Source organism: Janthinobacterium sp. CG_23.3 (genome assembly GCF_046115965.1).
Taxonomy (GTDB): Bacteria; Pseudomonadota; Gammaproteobacteria; order Burkholderiales; family Burkholderiaceae_D; genus Janthinobacterium.
Genome location: NZ_JBJXIB010000097.1, coordinates 1 through 23,077, shown reverse-complemented (window position 1 = coordinate 23,077; position 23,077 = coordinate 1). Strand labels below are relative to the sequence as shown.

23 protein-coding genes are annotated in these 23,077 nt (G+C 69.7%); 10 read left to right on the top strand and 13 right to left on the bottom strand.

Annotated features, from left to right (window positions below; all coding sequences use genetic code 11):
* A partial coding sequence (locus ACFDR9_RS20135) for a hypothetical protein (RefSeq protein WP_409032142.1) occupies positions 1-313 on the top strand: 313 nt, incomplete at its 5' end.
* On the opposite strand, the gene ACFDR9_RS20130 is transcribed toward ACFDR9_RS20135, so the two are convergent.
* The 4 genes from ACFDR9_RS20130 to ACFDR9_RS20115 form a co-directional block, all read right to left on the bottom strand.
* Positions 259-1,101: an EamA family transporter gene (locus ACFDR9_RS20130; RefSeq protein ID WP_409032141.1), complete on the bottom strand. Its 843-nt coding sequence runs from the start codon at positions 1,099-1,101 to the stop codon at positions 259-261. The two genes, ACFDR9_RS20135 and ACFDR9_RS20130, sit on opposite strands and share 55 nt — an antisense overlap.
* A 3-nt stretch (positions 1,102-1,104) precedes the next feature.
* Positions 1,105-1,536 (bottom strand): hypothetical protein, encoded by a 432-nt coding sequence (locus tag ACFDR9_RS20125; RefSeq protein ID WP_409032140.1) that lies wholly within the window; start codon positions 1,534-1,536, stop codon positions 1,105-1,107.
* 96 nt (positions 1,537-1,632) lie between these two features.
* Positions 1,633-2,934, bottom strand: coding sequence for an MFS transporter (locus ACFDR9_RS20120; RefSeq protein WP_409032139.1), 1,302 nt, complete (start codon positions 2,932-2,934; stop codon positions 1,633-1,635).
* Positions 2,935-2,983: 49 nt separating this feature from the next.
* On the bottom strand, positions 2,984-3,643 hold the full coding sequence (locus tag ACFDR9_RS20115) for an HD domain-containing protein (protein WP_017875848.1): 660 nt from the start codon (positions 3,641-3,643) through the stop codon (positions 2,984-2,986).
* Positions 3,644-3,854: 211 nt separating this feature from the next.
* On the opposite strand from ACFDR9_RS20115, the gene ACFDR9_RS20110 reads away from it, so the two are divergent.
* Together ACFDR9_RS20110 and ACFDR9_RS20105 are read left to right on the top strand one after the other, a co-directional pair.
* Entirely contained in the window at positions 3,855-4,364 is a 510-nt protein-coding gene (locus ACFDR9_RS20110) for a hypothetical protein (RefSeq protein WP_409032138.1), read from the top strand.
* 217 nt (positions 4,365-4,581) lie between these two features.
* On the top strand, positions 4,582-5,100 hold the full coding sequence (locus tag ACFDR9_RS20105; RefSeq protein WP_409032137.1) for a chemotaxis protein CheW: 519 nt from the start codon (positions 4,582-4,584) through the stop codon (positions 5,098-5,100).
* A gap of 12 nt (positions 5,101-5,112) precedes the next feature.
* Here the strand turns inward: ACFDR9_RS20105 and ACFDR9_RS20100 are convergent, their stop codons facing one another.
* From ACFDR9_RS20100 to ACFDR9_RS20065, 8 genes are all read right to left on the bottom strand, one after another.
* On the bottom strand, positions 5,113-5,805 hold the full coding sequence (locus ACFDR9_RS20100) for a ribonuclease HI family protein (RefSeq protein WP_409032136.1): 693 nt from the start codon (positions 5,803-5,805) through the stop codon (positions 5,113-5,115).
* Positions 5,806-5,813: 8 nt separating this feature from the next.
* Positions 5,814-6,554, bottom strand: coding sequence for a hypothetical protein (locus ACFDR9_RS20095; RefSeq protein ID WP_409032135.1), 741 nt, complete (start codon positions 6,552-6,554; stop codon positions 5,814-5,816).
* 210 nt (positions 6,555-6,764) lie between these two features.
* Positions 6,765-7,451 (bottom strand): type 1 glutamine amidotransferase domain-containing protein, encoded by a 687-nt coding sequence (locus ACFDR9_RS20090; protein WP_409032134.1) that lies wholly within the window; start codon positions 7,449-7,451, stop codon positions 6,765-6,767.
* Between the two features lie 120 nt (positions 7,452-7,571).
* A complete protein-coding gene (locus ACFDR9_RS20085) occupies positions 7,572-8,729 on the bottom strand; it encodes an iron-containing alcohol dehydrogenase (RefSeq protein WP_409032133.1) in 1,158 nt (385 codons plus the stop codon).
* 162 nt (positions 8,730-8,891) lie between these two features.
* Positions 8,892-9,500, bottom strand: coding sequence for a TetR/AcrR family transcriptional regulator (locus ACFDR9_RS20080; protein ID WP_017875841.1), 609 nt, complete (start codon positions 9,498-9,500; stop codon positions 8,892-8,894).
* Positions 9,501-9,581: 81 nt separating this feature from the next.
* On the bottom strand, positions 9,582-10,607 hold the full coding sequence (locus tag ACFDR9_RS20075; RefSeq protein ID WP_409032132.1) for a transporter: 1,026 nt from the start codon (positions 10,605-10,607) through the stop codon (positions 9,582-9,584).
* Positions 10,608-10,732: 125 nt separating this feature from the next.
* Positions 10,733-11,521, bottom strand: coding sequence for a hypothetical protein (locus ACFDR9_RS20070; RefSeq protein ID WP_409032131.1), 789 nt, complete (start codon positions 11,519-11,521; stop codon positions 10,733-10,735).
* A gap of 191 nt (positions 11,522-11,712) precedes the next feature.
* Positions 11,713-11,982: a hypothetical protein gene (locus ACFDR9_RS20065; protein WP_409032130.1), complete on the bottom strand. Its 270-nt coding sequence runs from the start codon at positions 11,980-11,982 to the stop codon at positions 11,713-11,715.
* Between the two features lie 267 nt (positions 11,983-12,249).
* Here ACFDR9_RS20065 and ACFDR9_RS20060 point away from each other — a divergent pair, with 267 nt between their 5' ends.
* On the top strand, positions 12,250-15,528 hold the full coding sequence (locus ACFDR9_RS20060) for a penicillin-binding transpeptidase domain-containing protein (protein ID WP_409032129.1): 3,279 nt from the start codon (positions 12,250-12,252) through the stop codon (positions 15,526-15,528).
* 131 nt (positions 15,529-15,659) lie between these two features.
* Here the strand turns inward: ACFDR9_RS20060 and ACFDR9_RS20055 are convergent, their stop codons facing one another.
* Positions 15,660-16,214 (bottom strand): GNAT family N-acetyltransferase, encoded by a 555-nt coding sequence (locus ACFDR9_RS20055; RefSeq protein ID WP_409032128.1) that lies wholly within the window; start codon positions 16,212-16,214, stop codon positions 15,660-15,662.
* 193 nt (positions 16,215-16,407) lie between these two features.
* Between ACFDR9_RS20055 and ACFDR9_RS20050 the strand changes: the two genes are divergently transcribed.
* The 6 genes from ACFDR9_RS20050 to ACFDR9_RS20025 all read left to right on the top strand — a co-directional run.
* Positions 16,408-17,718: a hypothetical protein gene (locus ACFDR9_RS20050; protein WP_409032127.1), complete on the top strand. Its 1,311-nt coding sequence runs from the start codon at positions 16,408-16,410 to the stop codon at positions 17,716-17,718.
* Positions 17,715-18,305 (top strand): hypothetical protein, encoded by a 591-nt coding sequence (locus tag ACFDR9_RS20045; protein ID WP_409032126.1) that lies wholly within the window; start codon positions 17,715-17,717, stop codon positions 18,303-18,305. Before ACFDR9_RS20050 ends, ACFDR9_RS20045 begins: the two co-directional genes overlap by 4 nt.
* Before the next feature lies 1 nt (position 18,306).
* Positions 18,307-19,380 carry a hypothetical protein gene (locus ACFDR9_RS20040; protein WP_409032125.1) on the top strand — a complete coding sequence of 358 codons (1,074 nt, stop codon included), beginning with the start codon at positions 18,307-18,309 and terminating at the stop codon, positions 19,378-19,380.
* On the top strand, positions 19,377-20,444 hold the full coding sequence (locus ACFDR9_RS20035) for a hypothetical protein (protein WP_409032124.1): 1,068 nt from the start codon (positions 19,377-19,379) through the stop codon (positions 20,442-20,444). The genes ACFDR9_RS20040 and ACFDR9_RS20035 overlap by 4 nt, the downstream gene beginning before the upstream one ends.
* Before the next feature lie 106 nt (positions 20,445-20,550).
* Positions 20,551-22,848, top strand: a complete 2,298-nt coding sequence (locus tag ACFDR9_RS20030; RefSeq protein WP_409032123.1) for an SPFH domain-containing protein — start codon at positions 20,551-20,553, stop codon at positions 22,846-22,848.
* Positions 22,849-22,874: 26 nt separating this feature from the next.
* Positions 22,875-23,077: SHOCT domain-containing protein (locus tag ACFDR9_RS20025; RefSeq protein ID WP_409032122.1), on the top strand; the 203-nt coding region annotated here is incomplete at its 3' end.

The window sequence follows — 23,077 nt, the reverse complement described above, 5'->3', positions numbered from 1 at the left end:
GAATCGCCAGCAAACGCTTAAAGGCAGGATGGAGCGCCGACTATCTTGCCAAGGTCTTGGGGCTGCCGGCCTGATTCTTCATGCAATCGCCCTGGCCGGATCGTTGCCGATGCGGGACCGCAAACGCCGGCTGCTCCCCGTCCCGTGCAATGCCGGGCTTGCGGTTTTGGTGTTCGTGCTGGAAGCAGAGCGAGGTTTAGCCGGCGCGGTGTCGCATTGCTTGCCGTACGCGACGTTGGGCGTCGCTTTCCGGCAAGCTCATGCCAGCCGCATCGCCGCCGCGCCGCAGGCGACCAGGCCGATGGCCACGTAGCGGCGCGGGCTGATTGTCTCGCGCAGGAAAACGCCGGCGATGGCGATGGCGAACAGGATCGCCGTTTCCCGCAGCGCCGCGATGCTCGCCACCGGCGCCTGTGTCATCGCCCACAGCGCCAGGCCGTAGGAGGCCAGCGTGCCGGCGCCGCCGAGCGCGTCCAGGCGCCAGTTGCCGCGCGCATAGTCCAACAGCGCGGCGCGGCGGGTCGCCAGGGTCCAGCCCAGCAGCGCGCCGCCGGTCAGCAGGAAAATCCACATCGTGTAGGCGGCCGGTGCGCCGGAGCGGCGCACGCCGACGCCGTCGATCAGCGTGTAGGCGGCGATCACGCCGGCGTTCAGCAGCGCGTACACGCTGCCGCGGCGCGCCGCCGCGCCCTTGCCGGCGCCACCGACATACAGGCCGAGGATGCCGGCGCAGATGCAGGCGACGGCCAGCGCCTGCCGGGCCGACAGGTGCTCGCCGATCAGCGGGCCGCTGGCCAGCGCCACCAGCAGCGGCGCGCTGCCGCGCATCAGGGGGTAGGCCTGGCTCATGTCGGCGCCGCGGTAGGCCGCCGCCAGCAGCGCGTAGTAGGCCAGTTGCGCCAACGCCGAGGCCGCCAGGAAGGGCCAGCTGGCCGGCGCCGGCGGCGACAGCATCGGCAAGCCCAGCGCCGCGATCAGGGCGGCGCCGGCGGCCACCAGCACGGTCGTCAGGAAGGTGTCCTTGCCGGCCTTGACGATGGCGTTCCAGCTGGCGTGTAGCAGGGCCGCGAAGAGGACGATGGCGACGACGTGGCTGGGCATTGTTCAGCGCGGCCGGATGTTGCCGGACAAAATCTCCGCACGGTAGTCCTGCACGCTGTGGATCGGCGCGCGCGCGCTGTGCACCGAGATCAGCGGCGGCCGGCTGCCGAGCAGCGGCACGAACCGGCCGTGCTGGTCGCGCCGCGGCGTGCCGCTGGCCGGAATCAGCACTTCGGCCGAGCCGGTCTCGTACATCACTTCGAGGCGGGCGCGCGGCGCCGCCGAAAAGACGACGTTGCAAGCGGCCTTGGCGCCGAGGCCGCGCAGCAGCTGCGGATAGATGCCGCCGATGGCGTTCGGGCTGACGACGACGCTCAGGCCGATCGGCGCGACCGGCACGATGATGTCGCGCGAGCAATCGGCCCAGCCCAGCGGGGGCGCCGCCAGGCCGAATAAGGCCAGCGCGCGGCGCAAAGGGGAGGAAGAGTGTGCCATAGCTGTGCATCCATGCGGTGATGCGGAATCGGGACTGCGCTGTGCTCTGTGTATCGTTGTCGATTTGTTGTTAAATCGCACGATCTTGGCGCGCCGTCACGGCGCCAGTTCGCGCGCCGCCCGGCGCCCGTCGAAATAGCGCCAAGCCACGACGATGGCCAGCGCCTGCATCGCCGAGCAGACGAAAAAGCTGCTGCCGATGCGCCAGTCGTTGGCCGGCAGGTGGCTCACCTCACCCAGGATCACGCTGCCCACCAGCGGCATGACGACGACGCCGAGGCTGCTGATCGATTGCAGCGAGCCCATCAACTCGCCCTGTTCGTGCGCCTCGGCCGACTTCGAGATCAGGCCCTGCAGCGCGGGTGCGGCGGCGAACGCCAGCAGGTTGCACAGGATGAAGACGTACATCATCCAGCCTTCGGTGGCCAGGCCGTACAGCAGGAAGGTGATGCAGCCGGAGCTCATGCCCAGCAGCGCCAGGCGGACTTCGCCGAAGCGCTTGATCAGCGGCCCCAGCAGCGCGGCCTGCACCACCGCCGCGCACAGGCCGACGCAAAACAGGGCGATGCCGTTTTCGCGCGGACTCCAGTCGAAGCGGAAGTGGGTGTACAGCACCCAGGTCGACTGCAACATCATCTGGGCGAAGGTCATAATGCCGAAGGCCACCACCAGGCCGCGGATTTCGGTGCGCCGGCCCAGCTTGGCCAGCGCCGCGAACGGGTTGACGGCCGTCAGCTTGAACGGCGCGCGCTGCGCCGGCGCCAGCGATTCCGGCACGTACAGATAGCCGTACAACAGGTTGCCGGCCGACAGCGCGGCGGCGACGAAAAACGGCAGTTGCAGGTTGACCGAGCCGAGCAGGCCGCCCAGCATCGGCCCGCATATGAAGCCCAGGCCGAAGGCGGCGCCGACCTTGCCGAAGCTCTTGGCGCGGTTCTCGCGCGTCGAGATGTCGGAGGCGTAGGCCGAGGCGACCGACATGCTGGCCGACGAGATGCCGCCTATGACGCGGCCGATGAACAGGCAGGCCAGGTTCGGCGCCAAGCCGGTGGCCAGGAAGTTCAGGCACATGCCGGCCATCGAGTACATCAGCACCGGGCGCCGCCCGACGCGGTCGCTGATGGCGCCCAGCATCGGCATGAAGACGAATTGCAGCAAGCCGAAGACGGCCGCCAGCACGCCGAACCAGAGCGCCTGGGCGTCGCGGCCGGCGACGAACTCGCCCACCAGAATCGGCAGCACCGGCACCACCAGGCCGATGCCGAGCATGTCGATGAAGACGCAGACCAGGACGAAATTGAGGTTGCCGGCCGATGCGGGCGCGGCCGCGGCGCTGGCGTCGTCGCGCGTATGGCTGGTGCCGTTGGTGCCGCTGGTGCCGCTGGTGTCAGGTGTCATAAGGTCGAAGTAGTGGTTCGGGGGGCGGCGCGGCGCAGGCGGCCGCGCCTCAGGGCGTGGCCGGGCTGGTGGCCCACTCGTTGATGAAGTCGTCGCGGAAGGCCGTCAACAGGGCGAGCCGGGCCTGCGCCAGGCGCCGCCCTGCGCCGGTTTGCATCTTGCCCGGCAGCGTGGCCAGCTTGGTCTCAATATGGTCGAGCGAAAAGGCGCGGTCGTCGAGCTCGCGGTGCAGCGCCATCGGGTCGTCGGCGTGCGCCAGCGCGCAACCCATGCGTCCGGCCGTGTAGAACATGCGCGCCAAGCCGACGGCGCCGAGCGCGTCGATGCGGTCGGCGTCCTGGACGATCTTCGCCTCGATCGTCTCCGGCGTCAGCGCGGCGGAAAAACTGTGGGTCTCGATGGCGTGGGCGACGCCGGCCAGCTTGTCGACCGGAAAGCCGAGCGCGCTGAGGCGCGTCTGCGCCAGCCGGGCCGCCTGGCGCGACGCCAAATGGCGCTGCGGATGGTTTTTCGGTAAATTGACCAGGTCGTGCAAATAGCAGGCCGCCAGCACGATCAGGGCGTCGGCGCCGCGATGCTCCTCGAGCAAGATGGCGGCGTTGCGCCAGACCCGGTGCAGATGGTTGAGGTCGTGCGCGCCGTCCTCGCCAACGGCGCCGCCGGCCAGCGCGGTCAGGCGCGGGTGCCAATTGCTTAGCTGTGTATCCATGTTTTTTGTCTGCTCGCGTGAATGATTGTGCGGCGTAATTGTGGCATGAAACGGCGCAACTCAATGGCCGTCCGGCACGCTATTTGCGGCTTTTTTATGTGCGCGGCGACATGCGCGCCGACCACGGATACATTATAAATTTGCAAATTCCACTAATATTAAGCAAAATGTAACTATTGCTGATGTACGTTAATATCCCGAGGAAATGAACATGCGAATTTTCGCCTGTGTTGCGGCCGCGCTTGTTCTGTGTTGCCAGCATGCGAAGGGCATCGACGACACGCCCGCCCAGCTCACGCTGCGCGACGGCGAAGCCCGCACCGGGCCGTATATACGGCGCGACGCGGCGGCCGGCGGGGTGGCGCCGAAGCGCCGCTACGCCGACTTGAGCGTCGAGGGCAAGCGCGCCCGGCGCGCCGCCTACCACGGCATGGCGGCCGACGACGAGCCGCCGTTCCCCGCCAACGGCATGGCGCGCCTGCAAAACAGCATCCGCGCGGCCCAGCGGCGCTTGCCGGAGCGGGGGCCGCTGCGGATGGTGGTCAGGGTCGACAGCAGGGGCGACGCCAGCGCGGTCGAGATCCTGCGTTCGCCCGGCGACAAAACCAGCAAACTGGCGGCCACGGTGCTGATGGCGGAAAAATACAAGCCGGGCCTGTGCCGCGGCGTCCCCTGCGCCATGGAGTTCGCCTATTCGGCCGAATTCCCGCACCTGCGCTAAGCGCGGCGCCGGTCGGCGGCCCGGCTTGGCGCGTGTCGGGCCGGCCGCCGGTCCAGCGTGCAATTGCTGGGAGGAATTATTTCGCTAGGAAAGCCTTTCCATTTGCGGTAACATTGCCGCTAGGCAATTAACCGGCCCGGTTTTGTACCGCGCACCGCCTGCCGCCGCCATTCCCGCCACCGCGTGGCGCGGCGGCGACCTATTCAAGGAATCGACCATGAGCAACACTTCCCACGACGCCCATCAAGGCCGCGTCGCCGCCAACGCCGACGCCGCGTGCGCCAAAGCCGCCGAGTACCTGGCGTTCACGCTGGGCCAGGAAGAGTACGGCATCGACATTCAAAAAGTGAGCGAGATTCGTAGCTACGAGGCGCCGACGCGCATCGCCAACGCGCCCGCGTTCGTCAAGGGCGTGGTCAATTTGCGCGGCATCATCGTGCCGATCGTCGACATGCGCATCAAGTTCAATCTGGGCGCGCCCAGCTACGACCAGTTTACCGTCGTCATCATCCTCAACATCGGCCACCGCGTCGTCGGCATGGTGGTCGATCGCGTCTCCGACGTGACGACGCTGCTGCCCGGGCAAATCAAGGAGGCGCCGGACATGGGCCAGGCCCTCGACACCGATTATGTGATCGGCCTGGGCACGCTGGACGAGCGCATGCTGATCCTGATCGACATCGACCAACTGATGTCGAGCCCGGAAATGGGACTGGTCGAACGCCTCGCCGCGTAAGCGTTGCGGGCTTCACGGGGCCGCGTCGCCGGCCCAGTCGGCGTCGCCGCTGTCGGCCATGCCGACGCCTTGCTGCGACAAGCGGTCGGCCGCGGCGTTCCTGTGCCGCGGAATCCATTGCAGCGTCACCCGGCGCAATTGCGCGATCAAGGCGTCGGCGCGGCCGCGCTGCGGCGCCAGCGTCGCCGCGCCCGCCGTCACGCGGTTGACATCGTCGATGACGACGCGGCTGTCGCCGTACACCACCAGTTCGGCCGGTTGCGCCAGCACGGCCGCCTCCAGCAAGGCGAGCAGGGCGCTGTATTCGGCTTCTCCGCTATTGCCGTGGCCGGCGCGCCGGCTGATTTCAACGCGTTCGCCGGCCGGGCCGGCCAGCAGCGCGCCGATGCCGATGCGCCCCGGGTTCGGGTGGGCCGAGCCGTCGAACCAGGCCTGCCAGGCCGTCGCCGGCGCCGCGTTGCCGGCTTGTTTCGAGGCCAGCTTGTCGGCCTGTTGCCGGCGCTTCGCGGCGCGCCGTCCGGCGTCGGCCTCGCGCGCCTGTGCGCGCGCGGCCAGCAGCGCGGGCAAACCCGGCGCGCCGGCCACCTGTTCCAGGGTCCGCCTGAGCGCCTGCGCTTCGGGGATGGCGGAGCTCTTGGCCAGCCGGCGCGCGCGCACGCGTTCGCCGTGGTGCGCGGCGGCGCTCAGTTGCTCGAATGCTGTCATGGCGCTGGTCAACGGGACGGCGTGCCCTTGGCGCCGGGATAGGCTTGCTCGATGTCATTGATGATGAGTTTGCCGAGCGCTGCGTAGGCTTGATAGCTGTCATAGCGCTGGTTCAGTTGCGCCATGCGCGCAAGCAGGCGCCGGCCCTTGGCCGCGGTGAGCAGCTTCAGGCGTGTGTCGGCACCGGCGGCGGCGTCGACGCCGTCGTCCATATAGTCGAGGAAATGGCGTTCGACCGAGTTCCAGCCTCCCTCGGCGGACTGGATCTGCGGCAGCTTGTGCTGGTACAAGGCGAGAATTTTTTCCAGCAGCGCTTCGTTGTCGATATTCATCAGCTTGCCGCTTGACTTGAAGCCCTCGTAGCGGCCCAACTGGGGCGAAAACGCGATATCGCCGGCCGTCAGCGCCATGGCGGCGTCCAGCCTGGCCTTGGCGGGCGCGTCGTTGGCGTCAAGCGCGGCCAGATATTGGTAGTTGGCGTCGACGGCGCGCTTGCCGGCGATGACTTCGTTGAGCCGGACCAGATCGCCTTGCAGGTCGCTTTTCAAGCCGAGCAGAAAGCTTTGCACCTGTTGTTGCTCCTGACGGTGCGCGGCAATGCTGTACAGCCAGATGCTGGCGCTGACCGCGACCACGATGATCAGTATTTCCTGGCCGATTTCGCGCGCCTTGTGCCACAAGGAGCGTTCCTTGGGGGTGAACAGGTTGTAGACGTTTTTGGTGGGTTTCGCGATTTCGTGATCTGCCATTTTTCCGGTCCCCGAGGCTGCGCCAATGTTCAAATCGGTAAGTTTTTTTTATTATAGCCAAGCAAGGGGGACGGCGGGAAGAATGCTAGCTCGCAACTTGATCTGGGGCGCGCGGGCCGGCAACGCTGAAACCAATCCAGGCCAGAGCCGGGGTCGAGGCGAGAAGGTCGGACCTCCAGCTCCGGCCCCGGGGTGACGCCGTTGGTTTGATTATCTAGACTGGGCCAGCAGCTTGAGCAGCGCCTCTGCGGCGGCCTCGGACGAGGCCGGGTTCTGGCCGGTGATCAAGATGCCGTCGGTGAGCACGTACGAGGCCCAGTCGGCGCCTTTGGAATAGATGCCGCCGTTCTCCTTGAGCACGTCTTCGACCAGGAAGGGGACGACCTTGCTCAAGCCGACCGCGTCTTCCTCGGTGTTGGTGAAGCCGGTGACCCGTTTGCCCTTGACCAGCGGCGCGTCGTCGACGCCCTTGACGTGGCGCAGCACGCCGGGCGCGTGGCACACCGCCGCGACCGGTTTGCCGGCCGCCTGCATCGCCTCGATCAGCGCGATTGAGGCCTTGTCTTCGGCCAAGTCCCACAGCGGGCCGTGGCCGCCCGGGTAGAACACGGCGTCGTAGCCGGCCGCGGAGATTGTGCCCAGCGCTAGCGTGGCGGCCAACTCGCGCTGCGCCGCCGGGTCGTCCTTGAAGCGGCGCGTGGCCTCGGTTTGCGCGTCGGCTTCGTCGCTTTTCGGGTCCAGCGGCGGCTGGCCGCCCAGCGGCGAGGCCAGCGTGACCGTCGCGCCGGCATCCTTCAGCACATAATAGGGCGCGGCGAACTCTTCCAGCCAGAAGCCGGTTTTGCGGCCGGTGTCGCCGAGCTGGTCGTGCGAAGTCAAAACCATTAATACATTCATCTTGTTACTCCTTGGGTGGGGTTGACATGGGACATGGTAGCGAATTTTTTAAGGCGATGCGGTTCGCGAGCGCGCCTGGGCCGTGTAGCCGAGGCGGGAAGCGGACGTGGTCCGGTGGGCTTACAGCGCGGCGGTCAGGATGGCCCGGCTGGCGGCCAGGTCGATGTTCTTGTGCTCGCCGAGCGCGCTCATGCCGTGCGCCTCCAGTTGCGCGACGACGGCGTCGACCGCTTCCCGGCCCAGGCCGTAGTCGGACAGGCGCGTACCGATGCCCAGGCCCTCGAAGAAGGCGCGGGTGGCGTGGATGGCGGCGTCGATGCGCTCATCCTCGCTGCCGGCGTCGATGCCCCAGACCCGTGCGCCGTATTGCAGCAGCTTGGCGCGCTTGTGTTCGCGCTGCGACTGCAACACCGACGGCAGCACGATGGCCAGCGTGCGCGCGTGGTCGATGTTGTACAGCGCCGTCAGCTCGTGGCCGATCAGGTGGGTGGCCCAGTCCTGCGGCACGCCGGCGCCGATCAGGCCGTTCAGGGCGAGCGCGGCGACCCACATCAGGTTGCCGCGCACCTCGTAGTCGTCCGGCTTGGCCAGCGCCCGCGGCGCGATCTCGACCAGCGTTTGCAGCAAGCCCTCGGCGAAGCGGTCCTGCGCCATGCCGCCGGCCGGGTAGGTCAGGTATTGCTCGACGATGTGGACGAAGGCGTCGGCCACGCCGTTTGCCACTTGCTTGGTGGGCAGGTTGAAGGTCTTGCTCGGGTCCAGCACCGAAAAGCGCGGGAACACGTGGCTGCTGTGGAAGGGCAGCTTGGTGTGGCTGGACTGGCGCGTGATGACGGCGCCGTTGTTCATTTCCGAGCCGGTCGCCGGCAGCGTCAGCACGGTGCCGAAGGGCAGGGCTGCCTTGACCACGGCGCCGCCGCTTTGCAGGATGTCCCACGGCTCGCCGCCGTAGCTGGCCGCCGCGGCGACGAACTTGGTGCCGTCGATTACCGAGCCGCCGCCCACCGCCAGCAGGAAGTCGAGCTTCTCTTCGCGCACCTGGGCCAGCGCGCGCAGCATCGTTTCGTAACTCGGGTTCGGTTCGATGCCGCCGAATTCGCGCACCACGCGCTGGCCGAGCGCCGCGCGCACCTCGGCAAGCGTGCCGGTCTTTTCGGCGCTTTCGCCACCGTACAACATCAGTACGCGGGCGCCCTCGGGCACCAGCTTCGCGAGTGTGGCGATGGTGTTGGCGCCGAAGACGATTTTGGTCGGATTGTAAAATTCAAAATTCTGCATGTTTATTCCTAAATTAGACTGGTCGTCTAGTCTGCGGTGAAAAAATACCGGGGCGGACCCGGGGTGTGTCGTAGGCGGATCGCGTCATCCGACGCCGAGCCGCTGCCGACGCCAGTCGGCTTACGCCGTTCCGGCTAACCCGACCTGCGAAAATCATGCTAGTCAGTCGGCGTGGTTGCCGGGGTCCAGCTTCAACAGGCCCAGCGTGGCGACCATCGCCGTTTCCAGCGCGCTGCGGTCGCGCCTGAGTTTGGTCAGCAGCGACGCCCCCAGCCACATCTGGTACAGCGTCAGCGCGGTGCGATCAGCGTCGAACGGACCGCGCAGCGAGCCGTCGGCGACGCCGTCGACGATGCAGGCGGCCAGGCGGCGGCAAATCATCGTGGTGCCGCGCAACAGCGCCATGCGCATCGCCTCGGACATATCGGACACTTCGCCGGCCAGCTTGACGACCAGGCACTTGCCTTCGGCGCAGGCGGTGTCCTGGGTGTCGAGCCAGCCGGCCCAGTACGCCATCAAGCGTTGCGCCGCCGGGCTGCCGTCCGGGCGCAGCGCCTGGTCGAGTTGGGTCAGATAGCCGGCCACATAGCTGTCCAGCAGGGCCTCGCCGAACGCCTCCTTCGACTTAAAATAATGATAGAAGGAACCCTTCGGCACATTCGCGCTCGACAAGATCTCGTTCAGGCCCACGGCGGCGAAGCCCTTGCCGCTGATAATGGCGATGCCGGTGTCGAGGATATGCTGGCGCACGTCTTTGTTTTCTGAACTCATGCACACATGGTACAGCATAATTAGACCGGTCGTCTAATTGGCGCGCGCCGGCTGTTTTTTCAAGCCTGGCCGGTCGCGCCGTCAGCGGTTTTTTTGCACCCGCAGCACCAGCAGACCGGCGGCGACGGTGAAGGTGAGGACGACCACGGCGACGATCAGGAAGCCGTGCGGATGCCCGGCCAGCGGGATGCCGCCGACGTTCATGCCCAGCATGCCAGCGAAGATGTTGATCGGCAGCGCCAGCACGGTGACGATGGTCAGCACGTACAGGCTGCGGTTGTTTTGCTCGCTGACGCGGGCGGCGATTTCCTCCTGCAGCAACTTGATGCGTTCCTGCAGCGAGGACATGTCGCTGAGCACGACCGAAAACTCCTCGGTCGACTGGCGCAATTCCTGCGTGTCGAGTTCGGCCACCCAGCCGGTCGGGCGCATCAGCAGGCGGAACAACGCCGACGGCTCCGGCGCCAGCAGGCGCTGCAGCCGCACCAGCACGCGCCGCAGCGCGCCCAGGTCTTCGCGCTTGTGCAAGGCGCGCCCGTCGAGCAGTTTGTCCTCGATGTCGTCGACGCGGGCGACGGCGACGCGCACGATGTTGACGAGCACGTCGGCCTGGTCGCGCAGCAGGTGGATCAGCAGCTCGGCCGCCGAGCGGATCGACTCGCCGGCGGTGACCGCCTGGCGCAGCCGCTCGATCGAGCTGAGCGGCGCGCGCCGGGCGCTGATGACGACGCGTTCGGTGACGCTGAGCCAGAGCGTCGAAATGTCGGACGCCTCGAAGGAAAAATTATGCAGCACGTCGTTGATGACGGCGATCATGCTGTTATCGGCCAGTTCGATGCGGGTCGAGCGCGAACCCTCGTGCAGGGTTTCGTAGAACTCGTCGGCCAGCACGACGTGGTTTTTCAGCCAGTTTTCACTGGCGGCGTTGGCCAGGTTGAAGTGCAGCCAGATGAATTCGGCCGGCGCCTGTTGGGCGGGCTGGCTGAGCCACTCAAGCGCGGCGGCGGAGTCGAGCGCCCGCACCTGCGCGCCGCGGCCGAACAGGAAGCCCCACACCAGGCCGGAGGGGTCGGACCCGTAGTTCAAATCTGCAACCTCCATGTCCATCCCTGCTGAGCTATCAATCGTGCCGGGATTGTAATACAGAAGAGCTGGGCTGGACCGAAGCTGCGGACGTAAAAACGGGGTCGGACCTTGCGGTTCGACCCCGGGCGCCCGCCATGCGCCATCTATTAGTTGCGGCGCGGATTATCCGGCCGGCTGTCGTAGCGGTTCGGCACGCCGTCATTGTCGCGGTCCGGGTCGCGATGGTTCGGCACGCCGTCGTTGTCGCGGTCGTGGTCGCGGCTGTCGGGCACGCCGTCGCGGTCGCGGTCGTGCTCGCGCTCGTATCGCACCGGTACATTATTGTTGTCGCGGTCGTAGCGGTTCGGGATGCCGTCGCGGTCGCTATCGCCGCGTCCGCCGTGCTGCGACCAGCGGCCCTGTTCCATGTACCAGCGACCGTCGCGCTGGGCCCAGGCGGGGTTGCGGTAGACGTAGCCGCGGCGTTCGGCGATCCAGTTGCCGGCCACCCAGGCATGGCGCCGGCCGCGCCATTCCCAATGCCCCGGCGACCAGACATAGCCGTGGCGCGCGCGCGGTGTGCGTTCATAGCGTGGCGGCGGCGGCGCCACTTGCACGTAGTCGACGGCCACCGGATGGGCTTGCAGCGCGACCCAGCCGCTCTGGTTCAGGCGCCAGCCGTCGTTCTCGCGCACCCACTGGGCGGGGCGGTACTGGCTGCCCTGGCGCTCCGGTTGCCACTGGCCGGCGGCCCACACGTGGCGGCGGCCGTCCCAGTTCCAGTATCCGGGCGCCCACACGTAGCCGCGGCGCGCTTGTGGCGCGCTTTCGAATCTGGGCGGGGGCGGCGCATCGCTGATGGCAATGTTGACGTCGATTTGGGCCATCGCTTGTGTCGGCAGGAAGGCGGCCGAGCTGATGGCGAGCATTGCTGCTGCGTAGAAATTGGGTTTCATCCGTGTCTCCATTTCGTTATTACTTGAAATGGACTATAGCGGGGTGTTGGGCGCGCTGGCGCAACCGATGCAACTCTTTACATTTGACACACTATTTGCACAAGCTCATGTTCGCTAGAGAACAGACGGCCGCGTGATCGGCGCGCCTGCCTGGGTTCCGCCCGGGCCGGCGTCCGGGCCGGGAGGGGCGATCACGCCTTGCTCTCATTTAGGGCCAGCATGGCTTCCTTGCGTTCTTCCTGCAGCGACTGGATTTTTTCTTGCGCGGTCATGCGTTTGCCGCGGATGACCACCACTTGAATCGGCGTGGCGGCATGGGCGCTGGCGGCCGGGGCGGCCAGGGCGGCGATGGCGCCGGCCGGCGCTTGCTGCCGCGGCTGGCTGACGCTGACGTACGCGGCGGCGCAGGCCAGAGCGGCGGCAACGGTGAAGACGATTTCCATGTTTTTGAGAACTTTCATGATATTTCCTTTCAGGGGGGAGTGGGTATGGGTGAACTTTAACGGCGCGCCGGGTCCGCCGCCACGGGATTGCGACAGGGGGCGCTTTTTGCGGGATAAACTGCAAATAACGGCCGCCGGATTGTGTTTTGCGATCGGGCGCCGAATTTCATGCGGCGCAGGCCACGGCGCGCGCCGGCGCGGCCGATTTGCTCGGCCCTCCGCTATAGGCTGGTGAGACCGCCGGCGCCGCGCCGGGCGCGCTCACTTCACGCTCAAGAGGGGCCGATGGCACGCTTCATCCACACCGTATTGCAAGGGCTGGCCGAGCGTCGGCGGGCGCGCCGCCGCGCCGCCAATTTGCGCGCCGGTGCGGTCGCGCCGGCGCGCAAGCTGACGGCCTGGCTGCCGGGCGCGCGCGCGGGCGCCGGCGGACCGGCGCCGGCATTCTGGCTCGGCCTGGCCGGCGCGCTGGCGGGCGTGGCCGGCGCCGCGCTGATCGTCGGCCACGCCCGCCATCTGGGCGCGCTGGCGCCGGGCGCGGCGGACGACGCGCGCGTGCTGCAGGCCTACCAGGCGGTGCTGCCGGGCGCCGCCTTCAGCGTGCCGACCCGGGCCGCGCTGACGCTGCAGTTGAAAGCCGGCGGCGTCCTGCTGATCGCCGCCGGCATGCGCGCCGCCGCGCCGGTGCGGGTCGACCTGTGCAGCCAGTTGCTGGACCCGGCCAAGCCGCGCCTGGCGCCGCTGCGCCTGGGGTACCGCTTCGACGACGTGCGGCGTTGGGTGGCGCGCAACGACGGCGTCGGCGCCGCCGCCGTGACCCTGCGCAACGTGCTGCTGGTGGCCGACGGCGCCGACGCGCGCGGCAACACCGGCGCCGCCATGCCCGAGGTGCAGATCAGCGGCCTGGCGCTGGCCGATTTCGCCGATGCCGATGGCCAGCAGCTGCAACTGAGCTGGCGCAGCGGGCAGGGCGTGGCGCGCTGGGTCAGCGACGCCAGCCTGGGCCAGATCGTCGAAGGCGCCAGCGCCCAGGTGGCGCTGCGCCAGCACGGCTGGTTGTTGTGGGGCGCCGACACGGCGCTGCGTCTTGAACGCCGCGCCAGCGCGGCCTGCCCGCGGGCCGGTGAATTGCTGGTGCAGTTATACCGTGCCGTGGCCGGCGGCGCACCGGCGAAGGCGCTGGTGACGGCCTTCCCGGCGCGCGGCAAGCCGGTCAGCGCGCGCCTCGCGCCCGGCTCTTACCTGGTACCGGCGGCGCCATCGACGGCGCTGGAAGACCAGGCCCTGTTCCTCGACCTGCAGGCGCGCGGCATGCTGCGCCTGTCCGCCGCCGGGCGGGTCGAGCTGGTGCCGCGCGACCTGGCGCTGTGGGCCGCGGCGGACGCCTCGGCGCGCGCCGCCGAGCTGGCCGGCTGGGGCGGCGTGCGGCTCGACGCCGCCGGCGCCAAACTGATCAAGCGGCTCTACCAGCACGCCGACGGCGCCTACCTGCGCCAGCAGGTCGACATCTTCAACGGCGAACTGCGCCTGCTGGCGTGGCGCGCCAAGGCCGGCGCTGCGCCGGACCTGTGGCAAGCGCGCGCCGGCGCCGCCGGCGTGCCGACCAGCGAACACATGCCGGCGGCGGCGGCGCGCCTGTTCGCCGAACTGCCGCGGGGCTGGGCGCCGTGGCAGCGCGCGGCGCAGTGGCCGTCGGCGGGCGGCTCGGCCACGCCCGGCCCGACATTGACCTTGACGCTGGCGCTGGCGCGCCCGGCCAGCGGCGCCGAGACGTTTGAACTGCTGCTGGCCGGGCGCCTGGCCGGCGTCGACGGCGCGCGCGCCCACGTCCGGCCGGCTTGCAGCGGGCGCGCCTGCCCGGCGCCCGACGCGGTCCAGCACCTGACGCTGACGCCGCTGGCCGGCGCGCGCGCGCTGCGCCTCGAGGTGCGCCCGCTCGACGTGTCCATGCTTGGCGGCCAGAAGGACCAGCAATACCGCCACCTGCGCGTGGCGGCCGGCAAACTGCTGTGGCAGCCGCTCGACGGCGGCGCCTTGGCGCCGGTGCGCGGCGCGGCGCGCGTCGCCGCGCCGGTGCTGCTGCGCGACCGCGACGGCGTCCTGTTGTGGGCCGACGGCGCGCCGACCGCGGCGGCGACGGCGGCCGGCCTGGCACCGCTGCTGGGCCTGAATCCGCAGCACGACAACAGCGTGGCCGGCATGCTCGGGCGCCTGTCCGCGCCGGCCGAGGCGACGCTGTCGCTCGAGCTGGCGCTGCAAACGCTGAGCCAGGGCGCGCTTGACTGCGTCGGCATGCGCCGCGGCCGCTGGAACGGCAAGGTCTGCGCCGGCGGCCAGGCGCCGCCGCCGGGGCGGCGCGCCGGCCTGGTCTTCCTCGACGCCGAAAGCGGCGACGTGCTGGCGGCGGCGGGCGCCGGCGCGGCCGCCGTCGGCGCCGACAACTGGGCCGAGGTGCGCGATTTCGACCGGGTCAATCCGGCCGGCAGCCCCTTGCGCCTGCCGGCGCTGCAGCACGACGGCGGCGCCCACCAGAGTCCCGGTTCGACCTTCAAGGTAATCAGCGCGCTGGGCCTGGAAATGGCCGCCGGCAGCGACCCGGCCATCGAGGCGCTGCTGGCCGGGCCGGCGCTGCCGGCCATCAACCGGGCGGCGCGCCAGCGCGGCTTCGGCTTCCAGACCGACGCCGCCACCTATCCGCTCGACGCGCGCCTGGCGCACATCACCAACTACCGCGAGCAAAGCCTGGACCGGCGCGCCCAGGACGGCCGGCTCGGCCTGGCGCAGGCGCTGACCTACAGCCTGAACACCTGGTTCGCCTGGACCGGCGAATTGAGCGACCGCAGCCTGTTCGGCTGCCCCGACGGCGGCGCGCCCGACTTGCAGGCCTTGGAGCCGGCCGCGCTGGACGCGGTGCGGCCCATCGTCGCCGCCGCGCACCGGCTCGGCTTCGAGCAGGCGCTGCGCCTCGACGGCGGCCTGCTGCCGGCCGACTTCAACTGGTCGAGCTGGGACGCCTTGCAGGCCACGCCGTCGCACATCGACACCATCCACACCCGCCACGAGCTGCGCCAGATGGCGATCGGCCTGCGCATGCAAACGACGCCGCTGCAAATGGCGCTGGCCTCGGCCGCCATCGGCCAGGGACGGGTGGTGGCGCCGCGCCTGCTGCTGGCGTTGGACGGCGCCGGCGCCAAGGCCGCCGCGGCGGCGCCGCTGGGGGTTCGGCTCGACCGCATCCGCGCCGGCATGAAAGGCGTGGTCGACATCGGCACCGCCGCCGGCGCGTTCGGCGCGCCGGCGCTGGCGCCGCTGCGGCGCGGCCTGTACGGCAAGACCGGCACGGCGCCCTCCAGCGTCGTGCTGCCCGACGGCACGCGGCGCGAACTGGCCACGGTCTGGTTCACCGGCTGGCTGGAACCGGGCAGCCTGCCGGGCCGGCGCCAGCGCATCGCCGTGGCGGCCTTCGTCAGCCACTCCGACGGCAGCGGCGGCGAACACGCGGCGCCGGTGGTGGCGGCGGTGCTGTCGGCGCTGCTGGCGCGCAATCCGCCCGCCGCCAAGTAAAGCCCGGGCCGCTCGACGGTCGATTTTCGCGGGTCGGCTTAGCGCGCAAAGCGCGCGTAACCCGACAACGTCGACACCGGGCCAGCCAGGCTCGGCGCATCCACCTTAAGCGAACGCCGCCGGCGAGCGCCTCAGCGGTTTTCCCAGCCGCTGCGCAGCAGCCCGTAAAAAACGGTATCGCCGACTTCGCCGTTGACGATCCAGCGTTGCGGCATGTAACCCTCCTTCTGAAAGCCCATGCGTTGCAGCAGCTTCTCGGAGGCGCTGTTGCGCGGATCGACGTCGGCTTCGACGCGGTTCAGGTTCAGTTCGCCGAAGCCATGCGCCAGCATCGTCGCCACCGCCTCCCCCAAATAGCCCTTGCCCCAGTGCGCCTGGGCCAGCGCGTAGCCCAAACCGCAGCGGCGGCTCTCGTGGTGGATGGAGTACAGCGTGACAACGCCGACCATCTCGCCGGTGGCGCGCAAGACAACCCCCAGGCACAGGGTAGAGCCGTCGGCGTAGGCGTCCAGTGTCCGCTGGACTTCGGCGTGGGCCTGGGCCATGTCGGTCCAGGCGACGCTGCTCCAATAGCGCATCACCGCCGGATCGGAAAAAATGGCGAAATGGGCGTCGGCGTCGCTCTTTTCGATGGAGCGCAACGTCAGGCGCTCGGTTGTCAGGGTGACGGGGGAAAATGCGGGCATGATGTTACCTTGGTAATATCCAGAGGCTTGTGAGTATATCAGCAAGGTTGCCGTAACCGGAAGCCGGCGCCGCCCGGAGCGCCGAACAGAAGCCGAATTCGCCCTGTAACCGGGGCAATGGCCGGGTCCGGCGTATGGCATGATTTTGACGCGTCCGTCGAAGTCCTTCGGCGCGCTTTCACGACAGGGAAATATGCGTTTGCCAGGGACCAGATACCAGGAACACGGCTGGGAGCAGGTGCGCAAGCTGCTCGGCCAGTGCTCGTTGCAGGCGTTCAAACAGGCCGACGCCGGCCCGGTGCCGCTGTTGGACTGGTATACCGACGCGGTGGCGGCGGGCTTGCGCCGCGGCGCCAGGGGCGCGCGCGCCGACGCCGCCGGCAACAGCTACGGCGAGAGCGTGTTCGAGCTGGCCCTGAGCCTGGTCTATGAATTGCAGGCGCAGCCCGGCTACTGGGACGGCTTCGTCGCCGCCCTGGCGCGCGACGCCGGCGGCGCCGTCGGCGGCGACGCCATGTTGCGCAAAAAGGTCAACGATATGTACGCCGGCCTGCGCGACAAGGTCGACTCCGACGGCTACCAGGTGGCGCTGGGGCGGGCCTGTTCGCCGAACAAAATGTACACCTACCGCATGCTCGACACCGCCTACCACGAGATCGCGGCGCTGTTCGCCGGCTGTCGCCAGCACGCCGCCCAGGTCGCGGCGATTCTGGGGCGCGCGCAAGACGGTATGCCGATCGAGACCAGGCAAATGAAGTCGATCGCCGGCTGCCAGGCCGACTGGATCATCCGCTGGAGCGAAACGCTGGAGCGCTTCGGCGCCGCGCCCGGTCCGCTGCATACCAAATCGAAGCGCTTCGCCAGCCTGAAGAACAACCCGGCGACCATCGCGGCGATGCTGGCGGAGATTGGCGACTATGAAGAGCTGTCGTCGAACAGGGACAGCGCCGAAGACTGGCACGGCGACGCCGGCGAGGCCGCGCTGTGGCTGGAGGATTACTGGCGCGTGATGGCCGAGCCGGAGCCGGCCGGCGGCGTCGACCAGATCCTCGCCGCGGCGGCCGATGAGTTCGAGGACGGCCCGCAGGAAGAGGGGGAGGACGCGGCGCCGCCGCCGGCCGCCGCGGCGTCACCGGCGCAGGCCGCGCGCGACGAGGCCGCCGCCGACGGCGTTTCCCTGCCCCTCCGCTATATTGAACAGGCCAGTGCGGCGCAGGACGGCGGCAGTTGGACGCTGCAATTGCTGAAGGGGGAATCGCTGCCGATCCGGCTGGCGGTTTACCAAAAGCTGCTGGGCAGCGCGGACGACAGCTATCCCGACGCCTGGCGCGATCCCGCCACCGGCGAATTGCCGACCTTGCAGCAATTGGCGGGATTGGACCGGATTTCAATGCCGACCCTACGCAAACGGCGCAACGAGGCGATAAGCAGATTACAAGCGGCCAGCGCGGCGGCGGCGACGGGATTGGCAAACGCGGCGATGATACCGAGGAGAACGATGTGAATGCGAAAAACCAGCCTGGCCAGCGGGCCGTGGACGGCAAACTACAAGAGCGCCTGCTATTGGCGCGCGCGGTGGACGGCGATCGCCTGATGCTGGCCGACGCCACCATGCTGGCCGCGCTCGACGGCACGCGCGCGCTGACGCTGAACGAGCGGCGCGCGCTGGCGCAGTCGCCGCTGACGCTGGGCCGCTTCCGCCATTTGACGCACGAGCGGCGCCACTGCCAGGGCGCCGCGGCGGCCAACGAGCCGGTGTGGCACGGCAGCCGCGGCATGCTGCGGGCCGCCTCCAGCGGCGCCGCGCTGGAACAACTGAGCACCGACGACGGCTGCTGGACCCTGCATTTCCTGGCGCAGGGGCCGCTCTGGCACATCATCCTGAAGCTGGCGGCCGAGGCGCCGTTCGCCGCGCGCCTGATACGCGAGCAGCCGCTGTTGCGGGTAGTGGACGGCGGCGGCGCGGTGCTGTTGCGCGGACGCCTGGACGGCGACGGCGAATGCGAACGCGTCTGGCCATTCGACCGCGCGCCGGCGCCGCACTTCCAACTGCATGGCGCCACCTTCGGCGTCGAGCCGGTGCCGGCCTGACATGGCGCTGTTCAACTGGCCGGCGCGCCGCGCCGCCGTCGATGCCGCCGCGCTGGGCGCGCACGCCGGCGATATCGCCGTGCGCCTGGCCGACGGCGACAGTGTGCCGGACGGCGCCGTGGTGGTAATTTTCGACGCCGGCAACCGCGCCCGCCGCGGCGGCGCCGCGCGGGTGGCGCTGGCGCGCGGCGAAAGCGCCTGGTGCTACCATCCCGGGCCGTACGGCGTCGACCTGACGCCGTACGCGCAAGCGCCGGAACTGGGCCTGCGGCTGCAATTTGCGATCGACGCGGCCGACCCGCTGGCGGCCTCGCCACGCTTTGAACTCTATCTTCTCAGCGAGGCGTCGGCGCAACCGCGCCTGGCCGTGGCGCGCTTCGGCGCGGCGCTGCAGGCGGCGCTGCAGCTGGAGCTGGCCCAGGGCAACCTGGAGCTGCCGCCCTGCACCTCGCTGGACGAGTGGCACGCCTTCCGCGCCGGCCTGAACCAGTTGTGCTACACCCGCTTCGGCGTGACCGTCGACGACTGCGTGCCGGTCGACTTGGGCGAGAGCGTCGATTTCGCCGCCATATTGCAGGCGCGCGCGCAAGCGGCGCCGTTGCCGCCGGCCGCCGCCGCCGCGCCGGCGGCCGCGTCGGCAACGCCGCAGCCCCCCGCCAGCGACGCCGGGTCGCTGCGCCGGCTGTTCCTCGAACTGCCGGCCGCCGCCAGCGCGCTGCGCCTGCTCGCGCTGCCGCCCGGGCGGGCGCTGTTCCAGGCCCACGGCCGGCTGTTGCAAAGGCTCGACCTGGCCAGCCTGAACGTGGCGACCATGCCGTCGCTGGAGTGGGCCGCGCCCGACCAGGCGCTGGCCGCCGTCCAGCAAAGCCGGCGCCGGCGCGACAGCGGCGCCGCCGCGCGCGCGCTGGACGAGGCCTGGGCGCTGCTGGCGCGCCTGCAACTGGCGGCGCCGGCGCACCTGCCGGCGCTGCTGGACGAGGCCGACCGCATCCTGTCCAACCTTGAACACAGCCTGGAGCTGCGCCGCGCGCCGTTCGCGCCGCCGCCGCAGGACCAACCCCGGGAGCCCGCATGATCAACTTGCCGAGCAGCGCCGAATGCCGCAGCGTGCTGGCCGACGGCCGCGTGCTGACCATCACCGCGACGCGGCGTCCGCGCGCCAACCGGGCCGACGTCAAGTGCGCGCTGGCCGGCGCGCCGGCGCTGTGCGAGCGCGTGCAGGAAGTGGTGCGGCTGGCGCGCCATACCGAGGCGCGCCTCGACAGCCGCGACCAGGTGGTGCTGAGCATGGATCTGACGCCGCCGCCGGGCGAGCGCGACTGGGAGTTGGCGGCGGTACTGGCCGACCGCATGGTGCGCGGCGAATACCTGGCCGGGCCGGCGCCTGTGTCTGTGTCTGTACCTGCGCCGGTGTATGCGCTGGGCTGGTCGGACGCCTGGCACCTGGGCCAGGTGACGGGCCGGCCGCTAGCGAGCATGGCGGGCCTGCCGCAGCCGGCCACGCTGATCCTCGGCGGCGCCGGCCAACTTGACAACCATCTATACCTAACCCATCTGGGCGGCTTGAGCGGGCGCAGCGACCCGTCGGCCTGCGTCTCCAGCGCGCGCGCCTGGTTCCCCCTGCACAGCGGCGGCGTCAACGACAGCCTGTGCTGGGTCGAGGTCAGCGTGCATCCGCTGGCGCAGGCCGGCGGCGACGAGGACGACAGCATCGCCGCGCCCGGCCTGGATGTGAGCGCGCAACTGGCGGTACGCCAGGTTCTGGCCGGCGCGCGCCACTTCGACGGCCGCGCCCTGGGGCGCTGGCGCACCGTCGTGCGTTTCGGCCAGCAGCGCTTCCAGGGCAATTCCTATGAGCTGGCGCTGGTGCTGGCCGATCGCCTGGCGCGCGGGCGCGAGTTCGTGCCGCGCGGGCGGGTGATCGCCAGCGGCTGCTCGGCGGCCTGGCACGCCGGCCGGGTCGACAGCGTCGATGGGCGCGCGCCCAAGCTGGCGCTGATCCTGGAGCGGGCGCTGGCCGGCGACCGGGTGCTGCTGCCGGCGCCGTGGCGCGACGGCGGCGACGCCGACGCCTTCGCCGCCGGCCTGGCGGCCAGGGGCGCCTCGCTGGCCTGGATCGAGCGCATCGGCGTCATCTGATGCGTGCGCATTAGTGAATCGGGTGTGCCCCTGCTAAAATCGCTTTAACGCAATGTTGCTCTTAATGGACAGGCGCGGCGGCAAATGAATTGATGAGGAGTGTGACATGTTCCAAATGTTTGGTTTTGGTGGCGCCAAATGCCCGCGGTGCGAGCATAAGAACGACGACGCGTCGGGCTACTGCGCCGCCTGCGGCCTGACCTTGGGCGCGCCGCACAGCGAGCCGGTGCTGCGCGAGAACCGCTGGGTGCCGGCCGCGGACGAGCTGGCGGTGTTTTTCGGCGTGCGCGAACTGTCGGGCGTGTTCAACAAGACGCTGCGGGTGCCCGCCGCCAGCCGCGCCTATATTTTGCAGGGAAACAAGAGCACCGAAGTGCCGCAGGGCGAGTACGAGCTCGAAGGCTTTTTCACGCGCCTGAACCACCTGCTGCGCGACCAGCACGCCGAAATCCTGATCACGCGCATGGCCGCGCTGCCGGTCGAATTCGTCTTCGACGGGCTGGCCACCACCGAACACCTGCGGGTGGCGGCGCGCTTTACCGTCAGCGTCAAGGTCGACCAGGTGGCGGCGTTCGCCCAGCACTTCATGAGCGCGCCCGGCACCGTCACCACCCAGCACCTGCACGACTTGCTGGCGCCCTCGGTACGCCAGCTGGCCGGCGAATTCGTCGGCGGGCGTTCGCTGCGCGACATGGCCGGCAACGCCGACCTGCGCGCCCAGCTCGACGAGCGCCTGCAGGGCGCGCTCAAACTGCGCCTGGCGCAATACGGCCTGGCGGTGGTGCAGGTCGACACGCTGGCGCTGCGGCACGACAAATTCGACGCCAACCGCGCCCGCGTCGGCACGCTGTGGCTGGTGGCCGACGAGCGCCACGCCCAGCTGGAGCACGTCAAGCAGCTCGACCAGCTGTACGACGAGCAGGAATGGCAGGGCATCTGGCGCCAGGAACAGAACATGCGGGTGGAGTACCGCCGCGCCGAACTGCGCCAGGACGCCGGCGTTGAAAAGGCCGAGCTGACGCAGCGGGAGGCCGAGCGGGTCCAGGCGATCCGCGCGCGCCAGGTCGACCTGTACGGCCGCATCCTCGAATCGACGTCGCGCAAGCAGGCCTTCGAGCGCGGCGCCGGCACCGCGCTGGCCGAGCTGGAGCACGAGCTGGCGCAACGCAACGCCGCGCGCGCCGACGAGGCCGCCGGCTGGGAGCACCTGCGCGCGCTGGCCGGCATCAAGATGCGCACCGAGCTTGAACTGAGCCAGCAGACCGGGCGCGAGCAAATGCAGCTGGCGCAGCAGCGCTTCGCCCACCAGTTGCACCTGCAACAGATCGACAACCAGATCGGCCAGGCGCTGGCGATCGAGGACGAGGCCTACCGCCGCGCCCAGTTGATGCGGCTGCGCCAGAGCCAGGCCGAGGCGGCCCAGCGCGAGGCGCAGATGGCGCTCGAGCAGCACAAGGCGCTGTGGCAGGGCGCGGCGCTGGAAAACGCCGCGCGCAAGCGCGAGGCCGAGCGGGTGCAGGAATGGCAAGACCAGCTGCACCTGGGCCAGCAGCGCGAGCTGCTGCGCGCCGACGCCGCCAACGACGCGGCGGCGCAGGTGCACGCCGCCGAGGTGAACCAGAAGATCGAGGCGCTCAAGCGCGCCGGCGCGCAGTCCGACGCCGCCGCCCAGCATGAAAAGCTGTTGCGCACCATCGAGGCCGACAGCGCCCACGCCCGGCAAATCCAACAACACCACCATCGCGGCCAGCTCGACCAGCTCGACGTCGACGAGCAGCGGCAGATGTTGGCGCAGCAGGAGCACGAGGCGCAGTGGCAGCGCCAGTTGCAGCTGCTGGCGCACGCCCGCGACCAGGACTACGCGCGCTGGAAGGGCGAGTACGAAACGCTGGTGGCGCGGCAGGCCCACGCCGCCGAGCTGGCGCGCATCGCCATCACGCGCATTGACACCATCGGCCAACTGAGCGACACCGGCAAGGTGGCGCTGGCCGACGCGCCGAACGCGGCGGCGCTGGCGCAGATCTTGAAAACCCAGGTGCAGGCCGGCATGAGCGCCGAGCAGATCCACGCGCTGGCGGCGGTGGCGGCCGCCGAGAACAGCATCGCGCCGCTGGAGGCGATGCGCATGGCGCACGAGCGCGCGCTGGAGGAGCGCGCCCACATGGAGGCGCAGGCCGACAAGGACCGGCGCCACCAGCTCGACCTGATCAACCTGCAAAACGCCGCCCACGGCCACGCCCTGTCGGCGCAGGCGCAACTGGGCGTGGGCGTGGCGCAGGCCAACTCGCCGCAACACCAGCACGTGCACCACCACGCCGCGGCGGCGCCGCGCTGCGTCAACGGCCACCCGGCCGGCGCGGCGGATAAATTCTGCGCCACCTGCGGCGCGCCGTTGCAGCCTTGATGGAAGCGAGCCGCGATCCCCACATAATGCAAAGCGCCAGAGACAAGATCCGCGCCCTGCGCGCCCTGCACGACGACGGGCTGCTCAGCCTGGAGGAATTCGACCACCGCAAGAACGCCATCCTCGACGCCGAGTACGCGCCGCCGGCGCCGGGCGGCGGCGGGGGGGGGGGGGGGGGGAGGGGAGGAGGGGGGGGGGGGGGGGGGGAAAGGAAAGAGAGCATAGGAGG

What these genes read in the sequence shown, in the direction of transcription:
- ACFDR9_RS20120 (WP_409032139.1), bottom strand. Translation starts at nt 2,934, where the DNA reads ATGACACCTGACACCAGCGGCACCAGCGGCACCAACGGCACCAGCCAT.
- ACFDR9_RS20095 (WP_409032135.1), bottom strand. Translation starts at nt 6,554, where the DNA reads ATGGCAGATCACGAAATCGCGAAACCCACCAAAAACGTCTACAACCTG.
- ACFDR9_RS20070 (WP_409032131.1), bottom strand. Translation starts at nt 11,521, where the DNA reads ATGAAACCCAATTTCTACGCAGCAGCAATGCTCGCCATCAGCTCGGCC.
- ACFDR9_RS20050 (WP_409032127.1), top strand. Translation starts at nt 16,408, where the DNA reads ATGCGTTTGCCAGGGACCAGATACCAGGAACACGGCTGGGAGCAGGTG.
- ACFDR9_RS20100 (WP_409032136.1), bottom strand. Translation starts at nt 5,805, where the DNA reads ATGACAGCATTCGAGCAACTGAGCGCCGCCGCGCACCACGGCGAACGC.
- ACFDR9_RS20130 (WP_409032141.1), bottom strand. Translation starts at nt 1,101, where the DNA reads ATGCCCAGCCACGTCGTCGCCATCGTCCTCTTCGCGGCCCTGCTACAC.
- ACFDR9_RS20055 (WP_409032128.1), bottom strand. Translation starts at nt 16,214, where the DNA reads ATGCCCGCATTTTCCCCCGTCACCCTGACAACCGAGCGCCTGACGTTG.
- ACFDR9_RS20090 (WP_409032134.1), bottom strand. Translation starts at nt 7,451, where the DNA reads ATGAATGTATTAATGGTTTTGACTTCGCACGACCAGCTCGGCGACACC.
- ACFDR9_RS20035 (WP_409032124.1), top strand. Translation starts at nt 19,377, where the DNA reads ATGATCAACTTGCCGAGCAGCGCCGAATGCCGCAGCGTGCTGGCCGAC.
- ACFDR9_RS20040 (WP_409032125.1), top strand. Translation starts at nt 18,307, where the DNA reads ATGGCGCTGTTCAACTGGCCGGCGCGCCGCGCCGCCGTCGATGCCGCC.
- ACFDR9_RS20110 (WP_409032138.1), top strand. Translation starts at nt 3,855, where the DNA reads ATGCGAATTTTCGCCTGTGTTGCGGCCGCGCTTGTTCTGTGTTGCCAG.
- ACFDR9_RS20065 (WP_409032130.1), bottom strand. Translation starts at nt 11,982, where the DNA reads ATGAAAGTTCTCAAAAACATGGAAATCGTCTTCACCGTTGCCGCCGCT.
- ACFDR9_RS20060 (WP_409032129.1), top strand. Translation starts at nt 12,250, where the DNA reads ATGGCACGCTTCATCCACACCGTATTGCAAGGGCTGGCCGAGCGTCGG.
- ACFDR9_RS20105 (WP_409032137.1), top strand. Translation starts at nt 4,582, where the DNA reads ATGAGCAACACTTCCCACGACGCCCATCAAGGCCGCGTCGCCGCCAAC.
- ACFDR9_RS20080 (WP_017875841.1), bottom strand. Translation starts at nt 9,500, where the DNA reads ATGAGTTCAGAAAACAAAGACGTGCGCCAGCATATCCTCGACACCGGC.
- ACFDR9_RS20030 (WP_409032123.1), top strand. Translation starts at nt 20,551, where the DNA reads ATGTTCCAAATGTTTGGTTTTGGTGGCGCCAAATGCCCGCGGTGCGAG.
- ACFDR9_RS20125 (WP_409032140.1), bottom strand. Translation starts at nt 1,536, where the DNA reads ATGGCACACTCTTCCTCCCCTTTGCGCCGCGCGCTGGCCTTATTCGGC.
- ACFDR9_RS20115 (WP_017875848.1), bottom strand. Translation starts at nt 3,643, where the DNA reads ATGGATACACAGCTAAGCAATTGGCACCCGCGCCTGACCGCGCTGGCC.
- ACFDR9_RS20085 (WP_409032133.1), bottom strand. Translation starts at nt 8,729, where the DNA reads ATGCAGAATTTTGAATTTTACAATCCGACCAAAATCGTCTTCGGCGCC.
- ACFDR9_RS20075 (WP_409032132.1), bottom strand. Translation starts at nt 10,607, where the DNA reads ATGGACATGGAGGTTGCAGATTTGAACTACGGGTCCGACCCCTCCGGC.